The 21,532-nt window shown below is 68.3% G+C and carries 18 protein-coding genes; 9 read left to right on the forward strand and 9 right to left on the reverse strand.

The window, feature by feature from the left end:
* Positions 1-34: 34 nt before the first annotated feature.
* On the reverse strand, positions 35-1,471 hold the full coding sequence (locus NP511_RS16955) for an NCS2 family permease (RefSeq protein WP_049966402.1): 1,437 nt from the start codon (positions 1,469-1,471) through the stop codon (positions 35-37).
* Positions 1,472-1,663: 192 nt separating this feature from the next.
* Between NP511_RS16955 and NP511_RS16960 the strand changes: the two genes are divergently transcribed.
* A complete protein-coding gene (locus NP511_RS16960; RefSeq protein ID WP_049966403.1) occupies positions 1,664-2,326 on the forward strand; it encodes a potassium channel family protein in 663 nt (220 codons plus the stop codon).
* Positions 2,327-2,483: 157 nt separating this feature from the next.
* Here the strand turns inward: NP511_RS16960 and NP511_RS16965 are convergent, their stop codons facing one another.
* Entirely contained in the window at positions 2,484-3,575 is a 1,092-nt protein-coding gene (locus NP511_RS16965; RefSeq protein WP_006650427.1) for a DNA methyltransferase, read from the reverse strand.
* A 111-nt stretch (positions 3,576-3,686) separates the two neighbouring features.
* Between NP511_RS16965 and NP511_RS16970 the strand changes: the two genes are divergently transcribed.
* Both NP511_RS16970 and NP511_RS16975 read left to right on the forward strand, forming a co-directional pair.
* On the forward strand, positions 3,687-4,652 hold the full coding sequence (locus NP511_RS16970) for a calcium/sodium antiporter (RefSeq protein WP_049966404.1): 966 nt from the start codon (positions 3,687-3,689) through the stop codon (positions 4,650-4,652).
* A gap of 87 nt (positions 4,653-4,739) precedes the next feature.
* On the forward strand, positions 4,740-5,750 hold the full coding sequence (locus tag NP511_RS16975; protein WP_049966911.1) for a glutathione S-transferase family protein: 1,011 nt from the start codon (positions 4,740-4,742) through the stop codon (positions 5,748-5,750).
* 33 nt (positions 5,751-5,783) lie between these two features.
* Here the strand turns inward: NP511_RS16975 and NP511_RS16980 are convergent, their stop codons facing one another.
* The 3 genes from NP511_RS16980 to NP511_RS16990 all read right to left on the reverse strand — a co-directional run bounded on the left by NP511_RS16980 (position 5,784) and on the right by NP511_RS16990 (position 8,121).
* Positions 5,784-6,107 (reverse strand): DUF7535 family protein, encoded by a 324-nt coding sequence (locus NP511_RS16980; protein WP_006650430.1) that lies wholly within the window; start codon positions 6,105-6,107, stop codon positions 5,784-5,786.
* A 65-nt stretch (positions 6,108-6,172) separates the two neighbouring features.
* Positions 6,173-6,949: an NAD-dependent epimerase/dehydratase family protein gene (locus NP511_RS16985; RefSeq protein WP_049966405.1), complete on the reverse strand. Its 777-nt coding sequence runs from the start codon at positions 6,947-6,949 to the stop codon at positions 6,173-6,175.
* 158 nt (positions 6,950-7,107) lie between these two features.
* Positions 7,108-8,121, reverse strand: a complete 1,014-nt coding sequence (locus NP511_RS16990; protein WP_049966406.1) for an alcohol dehydrogenase catalytic domain-containing protein — start codon at positions 8,119-8,121, stop codon at positions 7,108-7,110.
* A 123-nt stretch (positions 8,122-8,244) separates the two neighbouring features.
* On the opposite strand from NP511_RS16990, the gene NP511_RS16995 reads away from it, so the two are divergent.
* Together NP511_RS16995 and NP511_RS17000 are read left to right on the forward strand one after the other, a co-directional pair.
* Positions 8,245-8,619: a 2Fe-2S iron-sulfur cluster-binding protein gene (locus NP511_RS16995; protein WP_049966407.1), complete on the forward strand. Its 375-nt coding sequence runs from the start codon at positions 8,245-8,247 to the stop codon at positions 8,617-8,619.
* Positions 8,620-8,706: 87 nt separating this feature from the next.
* Positions 8,707-9,141, forward strand: coding sequence for a thiol-disulfide oxidoreductase DCC family protein (locus tag NP511_RS17000; protein WP_049966408.1), 435 nt, complete (start codon positions 8,707-8,709; stop codon positions 9,139-9,141).
* A gap of 60 nt (positions 9,142-9,201) precedes the next feature.
* Here the strand turns inward: NP511_RS17000 and NP511_RS17005 are convergent, their stop codons facing one another.
* Both NP511_RS17005 and NP511_RS17010 read right to left on the reverse strand, forming a co-directional pair.
* Positions 9,202-10,593, reverse strand: coding sequence for a cupredoxin domain-containing protein (locus tag NP511_RS17005; RefSeq protein ID WP_049966409.1), 1,392 nt, complete (start codon positions 10,591-10,593; stop codon positions 9,202-9,204).
* A gap of 148 nt (positions 10,594-10,741) precedes the next feature.
* A complete protein-coding gene (locus NP511_RS17010; RefSeq protein ID WP_049966410.1) occupies positions 10,742-12,025 on the reverse strand; it encodes a DUF7405 family protein in 1,284 nt (427 codons plus the stop codon).
* A gap of 131 nt (positions 12,026-12,156) precedes the next feature.
* On the opposite strand from NP511_RS17010, the gene dps reads away from it, so the two are divergent.
* The 3 genes from dps to NP511_RS17025 all read left to right on the forward strand — a co-directional run bounded on the left by dps (position 12,157) and on the right by NP511_RS17025 (position 14,330).
* The gene (gene dps, locus NP511_RS17015; protein WP_006650437.1) at positions 12,157-12,816 is read left to right on the forward strand and encodes a DNA protection during starvation protein; all 660 of its coding nucleotides are present in this window, start codon (positions 12,157-12,159) and stop codon (positions 12,814-12,816) included.
* Positions 12,817-12,943: 127 nt separating this feature from the next.
* Positions 12,944-13,384 (forward strand): SRPBCC domain-containing protein, encoded by a 441-nt coding sequence (locus NP511_RS17020; RefSeq protein ID WP_006650438.1) that lies wholly within the window; start codon positions 12,944-12,946, stop codon positions 13,382-13,384.
* 265 nt (positions 13,385-13,649) lie between these two features.
* Entirely contained in the window at positions 13,650-14,330 is a 681-nt protein-coding gene (locus NP511_RS17025) for a DUF6735 family protein (protein ID WP_049966411.1), read from the forward strand.
* Positions 14,331-14,340: 10 nt separating this feature from the next.
* Here the strand turns inward: NP511_RS17025 and NP511_RS17030 are convergent, their stop codons facing one another.
* Positions 14,341-16,116 (reverse strand): MutS-related protein, encoded by a 1,776-nt coding sequence (locus NP511_RS17030; protein WP_049966912.1) that lies wholly within the window; start codon positions 16,114-16,116, stop codon positions 14,341-14,343.
* Positions 16,117-16,221: 105 nt separating this feature from the next.
* Complete coding sequence (locus tag NP511_RS17035; RefSeq protein WP_049966412.1) at positions 16,222-19,299, reverse strand: FAD-binding and (Fe-S)-binding domain-containing protein; 3,078 nt, start codon at positions 19,297-19,299, stop codon at positions 16,222-16,224.
* A gap of 418 nt (positions 19,300-19,717) precedes the next feature.
* On the opposite strand from NP511_RS17035, the gene purF reads away from it, so the two are divergent.
* Positions 19,718-21,190, forward strand: a complete 1,473-nt coding sequence (gene purF, locus NP511_RS17040; protein ID WP_049966413.1) for an amidophosphoribosyltransferase — start codon at positions 19,718-19,720, stop codon at positions 21,188-21,190.
* The last annotated feature ends 342 nt before the right edge of the window (positions 21,191-21,532 follow it).

The raw sequence follows: 21,532 nt of genomic DNA on the forward strand, positions 1-21,532 counted from the left end.
GACCGGTCGACGGGGCGAAAACGGACGGGGACGATCAGAACGAGAGCATCTCGGCGTCGACGGCGAAGTAGACGGCGAAGTAGGCGACGAAGGCGATCGCGAGTACCCACTGCCCGGTCGAGACGTCGTCGGCCTCGCCCATCGCGCCTTTGACGAGCGGGTAGCTCATGATCCCGGCAGCGAGCCCGTTCGAGATCGACGCGGTCATCGGCATGACCGTGATCGTCAGCCCGCCCGAGATCGCCCACGCGGGATGTTGCCAGTCGATGTCGGTAACGCCTTGCAGCATGATGATCCCGACGACGACCAGCGCCAGATAGGAGGCGTACTGTGGGATCGCGCTGATCAGCGGCACGAGCAGCAGTGACAGGAAAAACAGGGCCCCAACCACGAGCGCGGTGAAGCCGGTCCGGCCGCCCTCCTCGACGCCGGTCGAGGACTCGATGTAGGTCGTCACCGTCGAGGTCCCGATCATCGCACCGACCGTGGTCCCGATCGCGTCGGCCATCAGCGGGCGCTCGATCTGGGGAAGGTCGCCGTTCTCGTCGAGGAAGCCGCCAATCTGGGAGACGCCGATGAGCGTCCCGGCCGTGTCGAAGAAGTCGACGAAGAAGAACGTAAACACGACGATCACGAAGACGAGCGGATCGTCGGAGATCATGCCGAGGCCGTCGATGAAGCCGGCGACCAGCGGCGTGAAGTCGTACTGGACGTTCGCGATCAGGCTCACCAGCCCCTCGTTCGTCATTCGTTCGTAACTCCCGGGCGGCGTCAGCGTCCCTGGCGAGACGACGTCGACGGCCGTCAGTAGCCAGCCGGCGACGGCCGTGGCGATGATCCCGATGACGATCGACCCTCTGATACCGCGAGCGTGTAAGACGAGCATCAGCGCGAGCCCGGCGACCGACAGTGCCGCGACGGCGCTGGTTGCGACGTTCCCCAACGAAACGAGCGTGTCCGGGTTGTCGACGACGAGTTGCATCTCCTGCAGGCCGAGAAAGAGCAGGTAGACGCCGATCCCGGCCCCGACGGCGAACTTGACCGGTTCGGGGAACAGCTCGATGATATAGCGGCGCGCGCCGACCGCGGTCAGAAGAATGAAGACGATCCCCTCGACGAAGACGGCCGCGAGCGCGACCTGCCACGGGACGCCGAGCCCGAGGACGACCGTGTACGCGAAGAAGGCATTCAGTCCCATCCCGGGCGCGAGGCCGAACGGACGGTTCGCCCAGAACGCCATCACTAGCATGGCGACCACCGAGGAAAGGATCGTCGCGACGGTGATCATCTGCGTGACTTCACCCGTATTGTAGTCCTCGAGCGAGATCGCCTCGCCGAGGATGACCGGGTTGACGACGATGATGTACGACATCGCCAGGAACGTCGTCAGCCCCGCGATCGATTCCGTCTCGAGGTCGGTCTCGTGGTCGCCGAATCGGAAGTACGCTGCGAGCGAGTCGAGTGCCCCCATATTGGATGCTCGAGCATAACAACAGGGGTTAGTTAAGCGTTCTTGTCCGGATCGACGCGGAATGTGACCACGTTCGTGCATAGTCGATCGAACCCGCCGGCCCACGGCCGCCGCGAGCGCCGCGGCACCGCACCGTCTTGGGCAGCGATGTCGGACGAACGTATTTCACCCCGGAGCGTGTATCCCGTTCACATGAGGTTTGTCATCGTGGGGTACGGCCGAGTCGGCTCCCGGACCGCGCGCATCCTCGCGGAGGAAGGCCACGACGTCGTCGTCGTCGACAACGACATGGACCGGATCGAGCGCGCCAGCGACGACGGGCTCGAGACGGTCCACGGCGACGGTGCCGACGAGGACGTCCTCGTCGACGCCGATATCGGGACCGCCGACGCGATCGGTGCGTTCACGCCCGATCTCAACGCCAACTTCGCTGCCTGTATGGTCGGGACCCACCACGGCTGTCGGACCATCCTGCGGATCGACGAGGACTACCGCGAGGACATCTACGAGAAGTACGCCGAGGAGGTCGACGAGATCATCTACCCCGAGCGGCTGGGTGCGGCGGGTGCGAAGACGGCGCTTTTGGGCGGCGACTTCAACGTCGTCGCCGACCTCGCGGCGAACCTCCAACTGACCGTTCTCGAGATCCGAGAGGGATCGCCCGCGGTCGGCAAGCGGATGAGCGAACTCGATCTGCCCGAGTCCGCGCGGATCTACGCCCATGGGCGCGCCCGCGAATCGCTGACCATCCCGTTGCCCGGGACGGAACTCGCGGTCGGCGACGAGGTTGCGGTCATCACCGAGACCGACCACGCGGCCGACGTTCGGTCATTGCTGTTGCCCGCCGGTGCCTGAACCTCGCGGTAGCGATCGGATCGAAAGGGGGGGAGAGGAACGGTAGCAGGCGCGCGGACGGACGGATGGGGGAGGGGTGGGGAGGCCGTCAGCGCGCCTGTTCGTTCCGACGGTTTCGAACCCAATAAAACTGCGTCAGACGATCGACTGACGACGGTCAGTTGGCGTCCGAATCGTCGGCGGGTCGGAAGACGAGGACGTTCTGGTGGACCATCGACGGGACGAACGAGAACGGGTAGCCGTAGACGTGGAGGTCCTTCGTCGGATCGTACCAGATCAGGGTCGCCGCCAGCGTCAGCGGTGCGGCCGCTTCGATCGCCTGCGCGAGTTCGGCGGAGAGGAACTCGTAGGACTGGTCGCGGTACATGTCGCCGATGAAGACGACGACGTGGCCGTCCGGTGCGACCGCGTCAGTAAAGCGGTCGAACTTCGTGGCCATCTCGTCGAGCCAGTCGGCTTTCGTCTCCCACTCGCCGTCCGTCGACCCCTCTCGGCGGGACTGGGCGCCCGGCTCGTCGTCGCTCTCGTCGTCCACACCGTCGGCGTCCCGACCGTCGAACGAACCCAGACTGCTCTCGCGGGTCCGGCGCTCGTTGCGCGTCTGCTCGAGTTCGTCCATGTGCCAGTAGGGGACGTCGGTCAACAGGAGGTCGACCGAGTCGTCGGGGACCTCCTCGATCAGGTCCGCACAGTCGCCGTGGCGCATGTCCTGCTCGGCCAGCGGCGGGTCGCCGCGCTCGCGTCGCTCCTCGTTCTCCCGGACGAGGGCCGTCTCGTAGATCTCGACCCATCGGCGCGTGCGCTCGAAGCCGATGGCCTCCCGCAGGCCGGTCCCCTCGTGTTCGCAGACGCTTGCGCCCAATAAGGTGCCGCCGACGCCGGCGAAGGGATCGAGGACGGTGTCGCCGGCCTTGCTGAACCGGCCGATCAACTCCGCACAGAGCCGCGGGGGCTTCTGGCCGCCGTGTTCCCTCCGCAAGTCGTGCTGGAGGGCCGGCGGATAGCCCTCGGCGATCACCGACTTCGTGGCGTACTTCCACTCCTTGCCGGTGAGGTCGTTGACCCGGTTGCGCTCGTCGTAGATCCCGCGGCCCTCGAGGTAGGTCTGGTGATCGGCCAACTCGTCGGTATCGATCACCTCGCCGTCCTCGACGGGCAGTGACTCCTCGCGTGCGCGCTCGGCGTCGAACCCGCCGTCGTCGTCAGTGAACAGCCGGCTCTGGCGGTGCCGGCCCCCGTCGTCTGCCATACCTCGAGTGGTCACGCGACCCGTTTAAATACTCCTTTCGCGATCCGCCCGCTCGAGCGTCCCGGTCGTCCCTGCCGTTTTTGCTTGCCCCCTCCAAAGGCGTCCGATACGATGGTCCCCGTCGGAGACGTCGCTTCGCTGATAGTCGGCGTTCTCGCCCTCTGGATCGGCGCTCGCTTCCTCGTGACCGGTGCCTCGCGGCTCGCCGGCGCGGCCGGGATCCCGGCGCTCGTCGTCGGGCTCACGGTGGTCGCCTTCGGCACGTCCGCGCCGGAGATCGTCGTCTCGACGGGGGCCGCCCTCGAGGGTCGGGGCGACGTCGCGGTCGGCAACGTCGTCGGCTCGAACGTGTTCAATCTGGGCGTGATCCTCGGGCTCGTCGCCGTCATCGCACCGTTTCGCGTGTCCGAGCCGCTGCTTCGCCGGGACGTACTGGCGATGGCCGCCTCGACGGCCGTCGCGGTCGCCGTCCTCGCGAACGGCCTCGTCTCGCGGCTCGAAGGGGCCGTCCTCCTCGCGCTGCTGGCGGGCTATCTGGCGGCGCTCGTGATCGCGGTCAAGAACGGCGACTCGAGCGGGGCGACCGACGGCGGGACGGCGCCCGCCGGGGCCGGCGGCACCGGGCGGGACGTCCGGCTCGGCCTCGAGGCCGGCCGCACCGTGGCGGGACTCGCGATCGTGATCGTCGGCGGGCGCGTCCTGGTCGACGCCGCGGTCGGGCTGGCTCTCTCGGTGGGGATCTCCGAGTGGGTCATCGGCGCGACGATCGTCGCGGCCGGTACGTCGCTGCCGGAGCTGGTGACATCCGTCGTAGCCGCCCGCCAGGGTGATACCGGAATCGCCGCGGGCAATGTCGTCGGCTCGAGCGTCTTCAACGTCCTCGGCGTACTGGGACTGGCCGCCGCGGCTCGCCCGCTGGCCGTCGATCCGGCGGTCGTTCTCGCGCTCGGATGGCTCGCCGCCGTGACCGCGTTCGCAACGGTCGTCCTCGCGACGGGGCGGCAGCTGACCCGCCTCGAGGGGGCCGCGCTCGTCGCGTTCGGAACGGCCTACTGGGTCGTTAGCGCCATTCTCTGAGGCCGCGGCGTCGCCGATCGACGAGACCGGAACCGGTGACACGAGTGTTAGCGAGTATATATGTGGGTCGCAGCCCTGAACGTGAGTATGAACATGCTCGTCGACGGCGAGTGGCGAACCGACGCGTACGAGTCGACTGACGACGACGGCTCGTTCGAGCGCCAGACGACGCCGTTCCGCGACGAAATCCGCGACGACCCCGACGCCCGATTCCAGCCGGCGGCCGGCCGGTATCACCTCTACGTTTCCGCCGCCTGCCCGTGGGCCCACCGGACGCTCGTGACGCGGGCGTTGAAAGGCCTCGAGGACGCGATCTCGGTGTCGGTCGTCGATCCCTATCGGGGCGAGGACGGCTGGCAGTTCTCCCCCGAGAAGGAGGGCTGTACGCGCGATCACGTCCACGACGCCGACTACCTGCGCGAGCTATACGTGAACGCGGATCCGGACGCGACCTGTCGCGTTACGGTGCCGGTCCTCTGGGACAAAGAAGAGGGGACCATCGTCAACAACGAGTCCGAAGAGATCATGCGGATGCTCGACACCGAGTTCGACGAGTACGCTCGGCGGGACGTCGATCTCTACCCCGAGGGCTACCGCGACGAGATCGACCGGATCATCGACGAGATCTACGAGCCGATCAACAACGGCGTCTACCGGGCCGGCTTCGCGACGAAGCAGGGGCCCTACGACGAGGCGGTCGACGACCTCTTCGCGGCGCTCGACCACTGGGACGAGGTGCTTGCCGTCCAGCGCTACCTCGCCGGCGACCGGCTAACCGAAGCCGATGTCGCGATGTTCACGACGCTCGTCCGGTTCGACAACGTCTACCACACGCACTTCATGTGTAACGTCCAGTACATTCGCGAGTACGACAACCTCTGGCCCTACCTGCGGGACCTCTATCAGACGCCGGGGGTCGCCGAGACGGTGAACATGGACCACATCAAGGAACACTACTACACGACCCACCCGGACGTCAACCCCCACCGGATCGTCGCTCGAGGGCCGGACCTGGACTTCGAGAAACCCCACGACCGCGACGACCTCCCCGGCGGCCCGCCGTCGGATCTGGTCGCGGCCGCCAGCGCCGACGACTAGGTCGTCCTCGAGCAGAAGAACGATCTCGCGGCGTCAGGACTCCGCAGTCGCCTGTTCGGTTTCGTCCTCGGATTCGGCATCGTCGGCCTCGGTGGCTTCCGTTTCGGCCGCCGCGAGTTCCGCGTCGGCGGCGGCCGCACGGTCATCGGGGGTACGGCCGGTGTCGCGCCGCCAGTCCTCGAAGCTGTGGCCGAACTCCTCCTCGGCGACGAACACTTTCCAGAGGATCCAGACCGGGACCAGGACCGGGATCAGTGGAAGCAAGACGATCACGAGTACCGCGGCCATGATATAGCCGAACAGGGACATCTGGGTGTTGGGCCCGTATCCCGTCGACTCGGACACCTTGACTGACATATGGGTTCGTACGAACGTACCGGTGTTCGGTCTTTCGATTCGTCGGGTTCGTTGCCGTGGCTGTGCTAGTCGCCGGTCAGCACCACCTCGGCGTCGTCCTGCGGTCGGTACGACAGCGCCTGCATGGTCTCGGACAGCGAGAGGAACCGCTCGGCATTGTCGGAGATGCCGTGGGCGATCAGGGGGGACTCCTCGAGCGTCGCCGTCGCGGCCGCATTGAGCAGCCGTCGACAGTCGCCGGGGCTGAGCCACATCGCGCGGGCGTAGCGCTCGCCGGCCCCGTCGCGGTCACGGCACTCCGCGCGGAGTTCGTCGCGGGTGAGCAGCCAGCCGATCCGGAGGTTCACTACGTCGAACCCGTGGCGCTTCGCGTAGTAGGACCCCATCGACTCGCCGAAGACCTTCGTGACGCCGTAGTAAGTGTCGGGATCGGTCGGATCCGACGGCCGGACGATCTCCGGCTTGCCGACCGTCGACTCTGGGCGGCTCTCCGAGACGGTGTTTTTCATGTTGACCGCATGGTTCGAACTCGCAAAGACCACTCGCTCGAGGTCGTTCGCGGCCGCCGCCTCGAAGGCGTTGTAGACGCCGTCGACGTTCGGTTCGCGTACCTCGTCCCACTCGACCCGCGGGGAGGGGTTGGCCGCGAGATGAATCAGGACGTCCTGACCCGCGAGCGCGTCGCTGAACGCGTCGTAATCGGCGATCTCGATCGGTTCGGACTCGAGGTCGTCGGTCTCGCTGTGGGTGAACAGCGCGAGGTCGTGGTCGTCGTCGGGGAAGGCGTCGATGGCCACCCGGCCGACGTTGCCCGCCGCACCGGTGATGGCGATGTTCGTCATACGAGAGCGACGGCGACCGGCGCAAAATAGGTCGGGCCGGCGTCTTCTTGCCCGAAAGCCTCGACTCGCTGGGCTCGTGCCCAGCGAGTCGCCCCTTTCAGTCCCGCTCACGCGGTGGACGGAGAGGGCGGCAGAAACGCGGCGGTCGGAGTCGCGAACTACGGCTCGACGACGATCTTGCCCACGCTGTCCCGGTTCTGCATGGCCGCGAAGGCGTCGTCGGTGTCCTCGAGCGCGTACGTCTCGTCGATCTCGGGCTCGAGATCCCCGTCGGCGGTCAGCTCGACGAGCCGCCGGAGGTCGTCCTGGGTCCCCATCGTGGAGCCGACGATGCGTTTGTGACCCAGAAAGAGGCTCGCGATATCGATCGTCGACTCGCCGCCCGCCGTGCGACCGCAGATCGCCATCGTCCCGCCGCGTCGCATGACCGACTGGCCGAGCCGCGTGAACTCGCCGCCGAGGTGGTTGATCACCGCGTCCGGCTCGCCGATCCGCTCGACCGCCGTGCGGATCTCGTCGACGTCGGCCGATTCGACGCCGTGATCGAGGCCGAGTTCGCGGACTCGCTCGAGCTTCGACGCCGACGTCGACGTGCCGATGGTTTCGGCACCGAACACGGCCGACAGCTGAACCGCCGCGACGCCAACGCCGCCGGTCGCGCCGGGGACGAACACGAGGTCGCCGGGGCCGACCTCGGCCCGCCGGAGCATGTGGAAGGCGGTCATGTAGGCCGTCGGGATCGCGGCGGCGGTCGTCGCGTCGACGCCGTCGGGCAGCGGAATAAGCCGGTCGCCTTCGACGCACGCCGTCTCGGCCAGCCCGCCGTGATAGAGCGAGAACCGCTCGCAGGTGTTTTCCGGCCCCTCGCGGCAGAACCGACACTCGCCGCAGGTCTCGTTCGGACAGAGAACGACTCGGTCGCCGGGCTCGACGCCTCGAACGCCGTCGCCGACCTCGCTGACGACGCCGGCCACGTCCAGCCCCGTGACGAACGGCAGATCGTCGGCGTCGACCATCGCCGAGTCCCCCTCGAGGATCCAGAGGTCGTGGCGGTTGATCGCACAGGCAGCGACGTCGACGGTGGCTTCGCCCGGGCCGGGCTCGGGCGTGTCGCGCTCGATCGTCCTCACTCCCTCGGGTCCGCTCAGTTCGGTGAAGGCTGCGGCTCGCATCGAGTTTCGGATCGATCCCGAGGACAAAGACCCTAGGGAAGGCGGAATCCCACGTCGAGCGCGGATCGGCGGGCTTGGGACCGCCGACCCAGCCCTTTTTCGCTGCCGGCCGTAGGTGTACCCGTGACAGCGCCCACGACCTGGGAGGTCGAACTCCGCGTGCCCGACGACGCCGCCCTCGAGGCAGCCGGCAAGTCCTGGACCATCGACGTCCGCGCGGACGAGGCGATCCTCGCGGCGGCCCGCCGGGCGGGCCTGTGGCTCTCCGCGGACTGCCAGCAGGGGTGGTGTATCACCTGCGGCGCGCGACTGCTCGAGGGGGAACTCGACCACAGTAACGCGAAGCGGTACTACCCCGAAGACGAGGCCGAGAACTTCGTGTTGACCTGCGTGGCCCAGCCCCGCGCCGACTGCGTTATCCTGGTCGAACAGTACGACGAACTGCTTCGCCATCGGGCCGACCACGACAGGCCGCCGGGACGATCGAAACTTGGCTAGCCGAGGGGCGACGGCGGTCCGTCCGGATCCGACCGACCCGGCGACTGCCCGCCGAACGTTTTCGGCCCCTGCGATGAACGGCCCGATATGACCGAGCCGCGGTTTACCGCCGTCCTGCTCTCCGACGGCGACTGTCCGTTCTGTTCGGCCGCCTCGACCGCCGTCCGGCAGCTCGAGTCAGTCGGCGTCGTCTCGTGGTCGGAGCCGGCCGCACAGGCCTTCCTCGAGGCTCAGTTCGGCGAGACGCCGTTCGCGCTCTTTTTCGCGGATTGCGAGGCCGGGACGGTCTGGGCGGGCCGTGCGGCCGCGATCGAACTCTGCGAGCGGGCGGGGATGCCGGTGCTGGTTCGGGACATCGTCGGCGAGAACTACGAGCGACTCGCGGACGCCGTGCGGGTCGTCTCGGGAACCGACCGGGAGATCGAACCCTACCACGACGCGTATCCGATGGCCAGCGACGCCGCGGCGCTGTTCGACGAACTGGCGGCTAGCGCGGGCCGGACGCACGTGCCCGGAACCTGAGCGCCCCTCGAGGCGAGCCGGCGGTTCGCCGACCGGTGGGCCGCTCGAGCCCCGCAGGGACTACACGTCGATCGTTCCCCGCATGGAGTTGGGGTGGACCTGACAGTAGTACTCGGCCATCTCGGCGCTGGCGGTGAATGTAGCCGACTGAGTCGCCCCTTCTTCCCCGAGCAGGTCCGTCTCGAGTACGTCCTCCCCCGACTCGTCTTCGATCGCGAAATTGTGCTGGAGACCGTCGCCGTTCTCCCAGACGAGGGTGTACTCGGTCCCCGCCTCGAGCGACAGGGTCGGGTTTTCGGTCCCCGCGATGGTATCGGGTGCGGCTCCCTGCCAGCCGGACGTCTCACCGACGAGGCGGATGTCGGCCTGTGTGTCGGTGCCGTCGTCCCCATCTGCCGGCGTCTCGCCGCCGTCGCCGGGGAACTCCCAGTCCGCGAACGGCCCCTCGACGATCTCGTCCTGTTCCCACATCGCGTGGATAAACGGTTGAGTCTCGCCGTTCGGGAGTTCGAACGCGGTCGGTACCGGATCGTAGACGGGCCCGTCGGGTGTCGGCCTGATCGGCAAGACGACGCCGTGGGTGTGGTGGATCTGTCCGGCGATCGTCTCCGCGGGCGCGAGCGGCAGCTCATCGTCGAGGACCATCCGATACCGTTCGTCACGCACCGTCGCGGTCGTCATGAGGTGGACGACGCGCATCCCCTCCTCGGTGGCCCGCTCGCCGTTGACCTCGAGGTGGCCGACGCCCCAGGACGCGCCGTAGGTGTAGACCTGCGGGAACAGCGGTGAGCCGGTCCCCGTGATGCCGTGCAGCGAGCCGTCGGTCAACACGCCGCCGCCGGTCTCGTAGCCGGGGATCGGCGGCTGGATGACGTGATCGTGGTCGATCCTGTACTCGTTGCCCGCCGGATCGGTGAACTGCGCCTCGAGGGCGACCGTATCGGTCGTCTCGCCCGGCGCGCCGGGGAGGTCGTACGGCTGGTGATCTTCGTAGGTGATCTCGAACGAACCGCTGGTAACCTCGGCCTCGTCGCTGTACAGCGTCGGCTCGGTCAGTCGCTGCTGGGCGATCGAGTCGTCGTCCGCGATCGGTTCGCGGGCCTCGTCGGGTGCAGCGACGAGGAAGGGCAGGTCCGCGAGGAGTCCCGGCACTGCCTCGCCGAGCGGCGAGGGGAGCCCCCGGGCCTGTTCGATTCGTGCCTCGAGGAGGTCGGTCCCGCGTCGCGGGTTTTCCGCGGTTCCGAACACCATCGGGCTCAGTCGCCGCTCGCCGGGCAACACCCAGTAGACGGCGTCGCCCGGCTCCTGTCTGGCGGTGACGGTCACTTCGGGGTCGTCGCCCTCGTCGCCTTCGCCGTCGGATTGGGTCGCGCCGACGCCGGACGCGCTCGCGAGTCCGCCGATCGCTGCTATCGTCCCTAGTTCGAGGAATCGCCGTCGTGATGACGCCATAGCAATCGGACACCGAGGGTGTGGATAAAGCCCGACCCGGTGGTGTATCCCGGTCGAATAGCCATCGCTGCTGAAATCGAAGGGACGTGGACAATCACGGTGAGCGAGATAGCGGCGACCGTCCGCGGCTAGCCGCGTTCGCGGACGCTCAGTCGCGTCCGGGTGCGGGCTCGGGCAAGGCCCGCCGTTCTCGAGGCGGCACGAGGTAGTTCGCCCGGTTCGCGACGGTGATGTACTGGAGGATGCCGTTGTTCGTTCGCCGGCCGACCGAGCCGTCGGTGAGGTCGCCGCCGGTCATCGCCGTCCGGGTCGTCACGAAGTCGTCGATCGAGCGCTGCAACGAGAGGAAGTGAAGGCCGGCCCGATCGTCGTCGGTCGAGTCGAAGTCCCGTCGGAGGACGATCGGCTCCCCGTCTTCGCGGGCGCGAGCGGTCTTCTGTGCGTGGCCGACGGTCCCCTTCCGCCGGGCAGCCTCGTCGGCCGCGTCGGCGACCTCGGTCACCCGACTCGAGTCACCGAGGTTGTGGCCGGCTCCCTCGACGAACCCCTCCTCTGCGTGGGTCGGCGAGAACATCTTGGCGACGCGTTGCTCGCGGCTGTCCTGCTCGTACCACTGCTGGAGATGCAGGTTGAGCTTCGAAAGGTGGATCGTGGTCCCACCGGCGAACGGCCCCTCGTCGATCGTTACGCGATCCTCGCTGGCCTGCGTGCGCCGGAAGCCGGACTTGAAGCCCATGAACATCGGCGCATCCTCGGGGACCGGTTCGCCGTCGGGGATGCCGGCGACGCCCGACTGTTTCTCGGCCGGGAGCCCGCGGCCGATGAACCCCGTTCGGCGTTCGGCAATCTCGAACACCCCCTCGAGCGTACCCTCGACCGCGAGGCCGTTCAGGTCCTCGAGTTCGCCTTTCAGCGCTTCCTCTGCGCTCAAGGTGACGTGGCCGTAGTCGCTGGCCAGATGTACCAGCGCGTCGTACTCGTCGAGGGCGGGGTCTTCCAGCGCGGTCAGGGGCTCGGGATCGGGCAGTTCGACCCCCTCGAGGTCGCTCTCGAACCGGTCGAAGTACGCGGGGCCGTAGCCGACGGTAAAGGCGAGCCCCTCGTTGCCCCGTTTGTAGGCCCGCTCGAGCGTTTGGAACGCGGCCTCGAGCTGGTCGCGCTCCTCGGCGGCGTCGGCGGGGCCGTCGCCGACGTACTCGAGGGCGAGCAGGAGGTGGTGTCGGGGCGGCACGTCGTTGCCGTGGTCGTCCGTCGAGAGGAACTCGTTCCAGGCGTGCTGTCGGGTCGGGAGTTCGTCGGGCGCGAGGACGGCCTGTGGGACGTCCTCACGCTCCTCGCGCTGGAGACACGCGGCGAGCCCAGCGGCACCGCCGACGGCGACGGCGCGTTTGACGAACTCGCGACGCGGGAGTCCGCGGTCCGACCTGTCCATACACGACTCTGGGGTGCTGACGACTAAGGATATTGTGGTCCGACCGTTGAACCACCGAGGGAGCGACACCGACGGTTCTCGGCAATTGCAAGCAAAGCTTCATGCGCCGAGTTATGGGAGTGGACCGGTGGATGTCGGACGAGAAACCACACGCGGCAGGAAACGTCGACGCAGGGGACACGAGCGAGCGCGTCGGGATGGCGGTGCTTCGCGAACGCGGGCTCGAGCCCGAGGAACTGCGCGAGAAACTGATCGATGCCATCGGTGCCGAGTTCACGACCTATTACTACTACACCAATCTGCGAATGCATCTCGCCGGTCACGAGGATTACAAGGAGATCACCGAGGACGCCCGCCTCGAGGACCGGGCCCACTTCGAACTGGTCGCGCCGCGGGTGTACGAACTCGGCGGCGCACTGCCGAACGACATTCGGGACTTCGCCGATCGAGCGTCCTGTCCCGACGCCGAGGTTCCGACGCCGATGGCTGGCGACGGGAGCTTCGACACCGAGTCACTCGACGCCGAGAGCATCCTCGAAGTCCTGCTCGAGGCGGAACGCTGTGCGATCCGGACGTGGTCGGAGGTCTGTGACATGACCCACGGGAAAGATCCCCGGACCTACGACATGGCCTCGCGCATCCTGCAAGAGGAGATCGAACACGAGGCCTGGTTCGTCGAACTCCTCTCGATGGAACGGGACGGCGAGATCAATCCGGCGGGCCACTTCGTCCGGGGCGAGCCCGGCGATGCACCGCTCTCGACGAACCGCCGGTTCAACGACAGCGCGTAGTTGGGACGCACCGGCGACCCCGAGTTCGACCTCGAGCGCTCGCGGGCCCCGTATCTCGGCCCATCCCCATCGCGGCGCGCCCGCGATGACCGGCAGTGCCATCCGTCTTCGAGTGGTATACGCTCCCATGAATCAGATCGAGGCGTTCGTCGAGATCGACGCGCCACCCGATGTCGTCTGGGATGCGCTCATAGCGTTCGACACCTACCCGGAGTGGGACCCGCTCACGCGAACGATCGAGGGCGTCGCCGTCGACGCGACGGGTGGTTCCGAACGGAGCGACGCGTTCGCGTACCGCCCTCGGCCCATCGGGCCGACGGTCGTCGCCGCCGAGCCGCCGCGACGGCTCGCCTGGCACGACCGGCTCGTCGTGCCGTTCGCGTTCGATCGCTACCACGAGTTCCACCTCGAGCCGATCGGAGACGGACGCCGGACCCGACTGCTCCAGCGGGAGACGGTCCGCGGGGCACTCGCCGGTCTGGCGTTCGACGAGGCACGTCTCGAGCGGGCCTTCGTCGCGATGAACGAGGCGATCGCGACGCGGGCGGAGCGGCGGATCGCCGCCTAGAACGCCGAGAGCGACGCGAGCGATCCGATCCCGTGTGTCGGCCCGACCGGCAGTTCGTCGTCGGTGCGGTGGTCCAGCCGGCGGAAGTCGGCGGTGACGCGCCGTGGCGAGGGGACGCCGGGACGAACAGCGTCTCCGCGTGACTCGAGGGTGGCTCGGCGAGGGTTCAAGTACGGACAAGCGGCGAGGCTCGCCGTGACCCGCTCTACCCGATGTCGCACGATCCGTGAGCGAACCGCCCCGAGTCCACCAGCGAGGCACGCACATGGGACATAGAGCGCTGGTCGCCTACCGGCGGCCGGACCGGCTCTACGGACTGCGGTACAGCCACTGGGGCGGCGAGGACCTCGCCCTCGCCGAGGCGATCACCCCGCGGACGCCGCTTGCCGACGGCGCGATCGACGGTGCGTTGCTCGCGGACTCGATCAGCCGCGAGCGGATCCTGACCGATCACCTCGACCCCCGCGTCCACGAAGCGCTGTATCTGGTCGCCCCTGACGCCGGCTATGCCGTCGATCCCTATCGGGTCTGCTGGCTCGAGTGGGGCGACGGCCGCGACGGCGGCCGGGGCGCGATCGTCGCGACGGAGCCGGCCGACGACCGTGCGGTCAGGGTCTGGTTTCGCGCGACCAAGACCACGCTGGCCGACGTCATCGAGATGGGCGTCCTGTCCCGGCGGGCCGCACAGACCTACCTCGAGGCCCGCGTCCACGAGGAGTGGGACGGGCGGTGCTACACCTACGGCGACGCGCCGGCCGACGAGCCGGCTGGCGGCTACGATCCGCCCCTCGACCGGTGGCTCGGCGGCGCGGACGGGCTCGAGGGAGCCGACGGGGAACGCGACACTGACGGGGTCGGAACCGGCGAGAACGAGCGTGACGAGGGGAACAGATGGGACGGTGAGGGGAACGGACGGGAGGACGAGGAGAGCGGAGACGGGGCCTGAGACCGATCGATCACTCGCCAGTCGTCCACCTGGCGTCCGCGAGCGTCCGCTGGACGACGTCGTTGCCGACCGCCTCCGCGAGCGTCTCGAAGCCGGCCCGCTCGCTGCGGTCGTCCGCGTTGGCGACTAACCGTGAGACGATGAACTCCGGCGTCGACCGGCCAACCGTGTCGAAGCGGGGCTGGTAGTCGACGAGCAACTCGAGGTCGGGGTTGAGCCCCTCCGCGAAGATGCCGTCGACGCGGGCCTCAGGTGGCAGCGGCTCTAAGTCGTCCGCGAGGTGGGTGACGAAGACGCCAAGCGCCTCGCGGTCGACCGAGAGCGTGACCAGGCCGTGTAGCAGGTCCGCCGCGCTGCCCGGTTCGGTGATCGCCTCGAACTCGTCGACCAGCATCAGCGTGCGCCCGCCCGTCGAGAGGGGCGGGACGATCGACTTGAGCGTGGACTCGAGGACGCCGGCGTTGAAGCTCGCGTGCCGGCGGTGAAAGACCAGCGAGTCGACGGGCGTCACTTCGGCCCGATCGGCCGGGACGGGCAGTCCCATCGTCGCCAGTAAGACGACCTGACACAGCGTCTCGAGCAGGGTCGTCTTCCCGCCGCTGTTGGCCCCGGTGAGGACCGCGACCCGCTGCTGGCCGGGAACCGAGCCGACGCCCTCGGGGACGCTCGCGACCCCGTGATCGCCGAGCCCGTAGGTCACCGGCTGGACCGACTCGTCGTCGCGCGCGGCGAGCGTGAGGTTGCGGGCGTTGACGACCGAGACGGCGGCGTCGTCGCCCTCGACGAAGACGGGACGGGTACAGTCGTACTCGAGTGCGAAGCGGGCCAGCGACAGGTGCAAGGCGATGTCGTCGACGGCTTCGATGGCCTGATTAACTGCGTCGCGGGCATCGTCGAGGGTGTCCTCAAGGTCGCTCGCGACGGTGTCCTCGCGCTCGTCGACCGCTTCGGTCAGGTCGCTCCGGAGGGCCCGTAGCGTGGCGCCGACGAAGTCCGTCGCGTCGGTGGCGTCGGTCGCCATCGCGTCCCGAACGCGGTCGATCGTCACGCCGGTCTCGGTCAGCAGGTGGTCCTCGAAGGACTGGCGAAAGCCCTCCACGTCGCGGACCCCCTCCGAGCGCAGCTCCTCGATCAGCTCGAGGGCGTTCGCGTCCATATCCTCGATCGCCCCCAGCGAGTCCCGGAGGCGATCGAGTTCGTCGTCGGCCCCCTCACGGACCCGATTCCCGTCCAGCGCCGCCAGCGCGTCGGCGGCGTCGGCCAGCCGGTCGCGCTCGAGGTCGGCGATCGCGGCGAAGGGACCCGAATCGACGCCGGCCTCGAGCAGCGCTATCGCGGCCTCGACCGCGGCGTACTCGCTGCCCTCGCGCTCGTCGTAGCGCTCGTAGGCCGCCAGGACCGCCTCACGCTCTTCCTCCTCGAGGGCGGCCCACGCGTCCCGCGCCGCGATCACGTCGTCGAGGCGCGAGTCCATCGCCTCGCGGGTGGCGAGTGGCGTCAACACCCGGATGCGGTCCGCGGCCCGCTGCGTGACGGCGTGTTCGACCGCGAGATCCAGCAGTTCCTTGTAGGCCGACCGCGCGTCGCTGGTCGCCAAAATGTCCATGCCAGCGCCGCCGGTCGCCCGCCGGAGGATCCGCGTCGCCCGACCGCGGGCGAGCCCGGCGTCGGCGAGCGACCGGACGTCGCCGTTCTCGATCGCCCGAACCGCCGCTTCCGTCCCCAGTTCGTCGACCAGCCGCTCGCGCGTCTTCGGGCCGACGCCCCAGTACTCCTCGAGTCGCATACGGTGGTGACTCGCGGCGACCGCCTTGAACACTGTGTCTCGCGGGCTCGAGTCCCGTCGTAGAACCACGGTGAACGCGCCGATGGGGACAGCGCCGAGCCCGCGTTACCGCGACGCGGCGTGTGCGAGCAGTTCGATCGGCGTCGGCGGCGACTCGCCGTCCAGCGAGCCGCCGGCGAGGGAACTGTCGGCCGGAACCGGCTCGACCCGGCTGTCACCGAGCTGGGTCCGACAGGAGGTGCCCGGCGCGGCCACGACGTCGGCACCGCTGTCATCGATCTGGCCGACGAGGATGTCGCCGATCGACTGGCTCAGCGAGTAGTGTTCGGCCTCGTAGCCGAACGTGCCGGCCATGCCACAACAGCCCGAGTCGAGCGGGTCGACGGCGTAGCCGGCCCGCCGGAGGACCCCCACCGCGTGGTGGTCTTTCTTCTCGGCCTTCTGGTGGCAGTGGCCGTGGTAGACGACCGACTCGTCGGGCGCCGCCCAGTCGACGTTCTCGTCGAGCCGGAAGGTGTCGAGGTACTCACAGAGACCGTAGGAATTTGCAGCGAACCGCTCGACGGCCGCCCCCGAGCGCAGGTCCAGGGCGTCTGACTGGAACATGACCGCGTCGGAGGGCTCCGCGACGACGACGTCCCAGCCCTCGCGGATCCGGGGCTCGAGTTCGGCCACGTTCTCCTCGATCGCATCGCGAGCGATATCGATAAAGCCCTTCGACAGCGCCGGTCGGCCGCTGTCGGTCCGGTCGGCGACGTCGACGTGGACGCCCGCGGCCTCGAGGACGCGGACCGCCGCCTTGCCGACCTCGGGATGGCTGTAGTTCGTGTAGGTGTCCGCGAAGAGGACCGCCTTCCGTTCGGCCTCGGATTCGGCGACGCGCGAGCCGCCTCGCTTCTCGAACCAATCTTGCAACGTCTCGCGCTCGAACTCGGGCAGCGAGCGCTCGCTCGCGATGCCGACCGTCGTCTCGGCGATCGTTCCCGAGCCGGGAAGCGACTGCACGAGGTTCGACACCGGCGCGAGCGCGCTGCCGACGGCCGCGAGCGTGTCGAAGTTGGCGAACAGTTTATCGCGGAGGCTCGCGCCCTCCTCCTGGTGGCGCTCGTGCATGACCTCCGTCTTGAGTTTGGCCATGTCGACGCCGCTCGGGCAGTCGCGCTTGCAGCCCTTACAGCCGATACAGAGGTCCAGCACCTCCTCGGCGAACTCGTCGTCGGTCGGGTCGTCCGGCAGGTCGCCGCTCATCGCCTGCCGGAGGAGGTTCGCCCGGCCGCGGGTGGCCGTGATCTCCTCGTCGGCGGCCCGGTAGGTCGGACACATCACGCCGCCGGTCGTCTCCTGACTCCCGCGACAGCCGCCACAGCCGTGACAGAGTTCGACCATCCCCTGCATCCCGTTCTCGTTGTCCCAGTGCAGCGACGGCTCGAGCCCGGCGTCGTACTCGTAGTCGTCGTCGTACCGGAGATGCTCGGACATGTCGTGGTCGCCACAGACGTTGCCGGGGTTGAGCAGCCAGTCGGGGTCGAACGCGGTCTTCAGGTCGCGGAAGGCCTGCCAGAGGTCGTCGCCGTACAGCTTGTGGTTCCACTGGGTGCGTGCCCGGCCGTCCCCGTGTTCGCCGGAGACCGACCCGCCGAACTCGACGACCATGTCGGTGACCGCGTCGGCGATCGCGACCATCTCCTCGCGGTCACGGTCGGCCTTCGTGTCGACCAGCGGCCGGACGTGGAGGACGCCCGGGCCGGCGTGGGCGTAGAAGGCCGCATCGTTGTCCCGCCCTTTCTCAGTCAGCAGCGACTGGAACCGCTCGACGAACTCGGGCAGGTGTTCCGGCGGGATCGCACAGTCCTCGATGAAGCTGATGTGTTTCTCGTCGGAAGTCCGCGAGAGCAGGATCGGCAGGCCGGCCTTGCGAAGCGTCCAGAAGGTCTCGCGCTCGCCCTCGTCGTGGGCCTCGAGGCCGTCGAACGCGATCGTCCCGTCGATCGACGGCCGCTTGGCGGGCGGGGCTGCCTCGGCGTCGGTCCCGGGCACTCTGTCGGCGAGCAGGCCGGCCGTCTGTGCCCGTCCGTGGTCGTCGTCATCGGCGTAGAACTCGACCAGCAGCGCCGCGTCGGCCGCGTCGGGCACCAGCGACGCCGCTTCCTCGAACTCCGTCGTGTCGCGGGCCAACCCAAGCAACACGTCGTCGATGAGTTCGACCGCCGCCGGCTCGTGTTCGAGGACGTGCTGGACGTCGGTGACGGCCTCGAGGACGCTCTCGTAGAACAGCAGCGAGACGGCCTTGGTCTCGGGAACGGGCTCGAGCGCGACCTCGGCCTCGGTGACGACCGCCAGCGTCCCCTCGCTGCCGGCCAGCAGCCGCGCGAGGTTGACGGTCCCCGTCTCGGCCTCCTCGACGAGGACGTCGAGGTTGTAGCCGGAGACGTTGCGCTTCATGTCCGGAAACCGCTCTCGGACCGCCTCGCTCTCCTCGTCGATGATCCGGACGACTTCGGCGTGAATCCGCTCGAGTACGGAGCCGTCGGGATCGGCGGACTCGCGGAGGTCCTCGACGGCGATCTCGCCGAGCGTGGTGACCGTGCCGTCGGCAAGCACCGCCTCGCACTCCTCGACGTAGGCGTCGGTCTTGCCGTAGACCAGCGAGTGTGCGCCCGTCGAGTTGTTCCCGATCGCGCCGCCGATCGCGCTGCGGTCGCCGGCCGCGGGGTCGGGTGCGAACTTCAGACCGTGGGGGGCCAGCACGTCGTTGAGTTCGCCCAGGACCGTCCCCGCCTCGACGCGCGCCCGGCGGTCCTCGGGATCGATCGAGACCACGCCGTCCATGTGGCGGGTGAAATCGAGGACGACGGCTTCGTTGACGGCCTGTCCCGCGAGGCTCGTCCCGCCGCCGCGCGGGAGGACGGGAATCCCCCGCTCGGCACAGTAGGCGACGGTCGCGGCGACGTCGTCGGTCGATTTCGGATAGACGACGCCGATCGGCGTCAGCTCGTACGCGCTCGCGTCGGTGGCGTACAGCTGTCGCGTGTAGGTGTCGAAGCGAACGTCCCCCGCAACGCGGTCGCGGATCTCGTCGACCAGCGCCGGTTGCGCGACGTCGTCGGAGACGAAATCGTACTCGGCCCGCCGGTCACCGGTTTCGGCCCCGCCGTCGAACGTCGTGTTAGAGCTTGCAGTCATCCTCAACTGAACACGTTGGTTGATCCGTCACACGTTTCTCAACGATAAAGCGTTCGGACCACCGGCCGGTGCCGTCGGCGAACTGTTATGCGCCGGACACGACAGAGCCCCAACGGCCGGATCCGGGCGGCACCGATACCGGGTACGCACGCACTTGGGGTTCGACGCGCCACCGAATCCTCCCGACCGGGCAGGCAATCCGGCACGTCATCACCGAGCGCGGGACCCGAGGTCAGTCGACCGTTCCCGCCGTGACGTGACAGGCCGTCACGCAGTCCCCGACGGGATATACACAAACGCGCATATAACTCTGGTCGATGGGGAGCTGAAGCACCACAAACACGGGGATTTTTATCGTCTCGGTGCCCTACGAACACCCATGACTGATGGGCGGGGCGAGACTCCCCGGCGAACAGGAATGACCGAAAAGTGCGGCGTCGTCGGCGTCTCACTCGACGGTCGGGACGCGGCACGACCGTTGTACTACGCGCTGTACGCGCTCCAGCACCGCGGTCAGGAGTCCGCCGGTATCGTCACCCACGACGGGTTCCAGCAGCACAGCCACGTCGAAATGGGGCTCGTGGGTGACGCCTTCGGCGAGGGCGATCTCGACGAACTGACCGGCGCTGCGGGGATCGGCCACGTCCGGTATCCGACGGCCGGCTCGGTCGACTCCTCGTGTGCCCAACCGTTCTCCGTCTCGTTCAAGAGCGGCTCGCTCGGCCTCTCACACAACGGCAACCTCGTCAACGCCGACGAGATCCGCGACGAACTCGCCGCTGCGGGCCACGCCTTCACCAGCGACGGCGACACCGAGGTCATCACCCACGACCTCGCGCGCAACCTCCTCGAGGAGGACCTCGTCCGCGCGGTCAAGCACACGATGGGCCGGATCCACGGCTCGTACTCGCTGACGATCACCCACGACGATACCGTGCTGGGCGTGCGCGACCCACAGGGCAATCGCCCGCTCTGTATCGGGGAACTCGAGGACGGTTACATCCTCGCCTCGGAGTCGGCAGCGATCGACACGCTCGATGGAGAACTCGTCCGCGACGTGCGACCGGGCGAGCTGGTCGTCCTGCAGGAGGACGGACAGGGCTTTGACTCCTACCAGCTCGTCGAGAACGAGAACACCGCCCACTGTTTCTTCGAACACGTTTACTTCGCCCGTCCCGACAGCGTCATCGACGACACGCTGGTCTACGAGGCTCGCCGGAACCTCGGGCGCAAGCTCTGGGAGGAAAGCGGCGTCGAGACCGACGTCGTGATGCCGGTCCCCGACTCCGGACGCGCCTTCGCCTCGGGCTACGCGGACGCGGCAGGCGAGACGACCGCCGACGGCGAGGCCCGCGACGCCGACGACGACGGCGTCGAGTTCGCCGAGGGACTCATGAAGAACCGCTACGTCGGGCGTACGTTCATCATGCCGACCCAAGACGAGCGCGAGCGCGCGGTGCGGCTCAAGCTCAACCCGATCAAGTCGACGATCGAGGGCAAGACCGTCACGGTCATCGACGACTCGATCGTCCGCGGGACGACCTCGACCCAGCTCGTCCAACTCCTCAAGGACTGCGGGGCCGAGGCGGTCCACGTCCGCATCGGCGCGCCCGCGATCGTCGCCCCCTGTTACATGGGGATCGACATGGCCACCCGCGAGGAACTCATCGCCTCGGACAAGTCCGTCGGCGAGATCCGCGACGAGATCGCCGCCGACAGCCTCGCCTACCTCTCGACCGACGCCGTCGCCGACGTCCTCGGGAAAGAGCGCATCGACCTCTGTCTGGGTTGTGTGACCGGCGAGTACCCCTACGACATCGAGGGCGAGGAGACCGACCGCGACGTCAGCCGGCCCGACGTCGGCGGCCAGCAGCTGCCCGCGGACGACTAACGAAATTTTGCGCTGCGCTCTGAGCGGACGGTTGCGCCATCAGCGCAACCGTCCGCTCGTCACTCGGCAGAATCTTCAAAAGAGCGCACAGCGCTCTTTTGGACAGCGAGGGACCGGAGGTCCCTCGAGCAGGCGGTGCGAAGCGCCGCCGACCTCGCGGGATCGAAGATCCCGCTCAGTTTCGATCAAAAGCACTCCTCCTTCCCCTCCGCTCGCTTCGCTCGCTCCGGGTCAATCGTCGGCCCGCTCGTGCCGACGGCACTCGCGGTCGTAATCGGTGTCCTCCTGCTCCCTGTCCGTGGAATGCGTTCGGGCACTCCGTCGAGAGCGTTCCGATCTCGA

The organism is Natrinema thermotolerans (genome assembly GCF_031165565.1).
GTDB classification, from domain to species: Archaea; Halobacteriota; Halobacteria; order Halobacteriales; family Natrialbaceae; genus Natrinema; species Natrinema thermotolerans.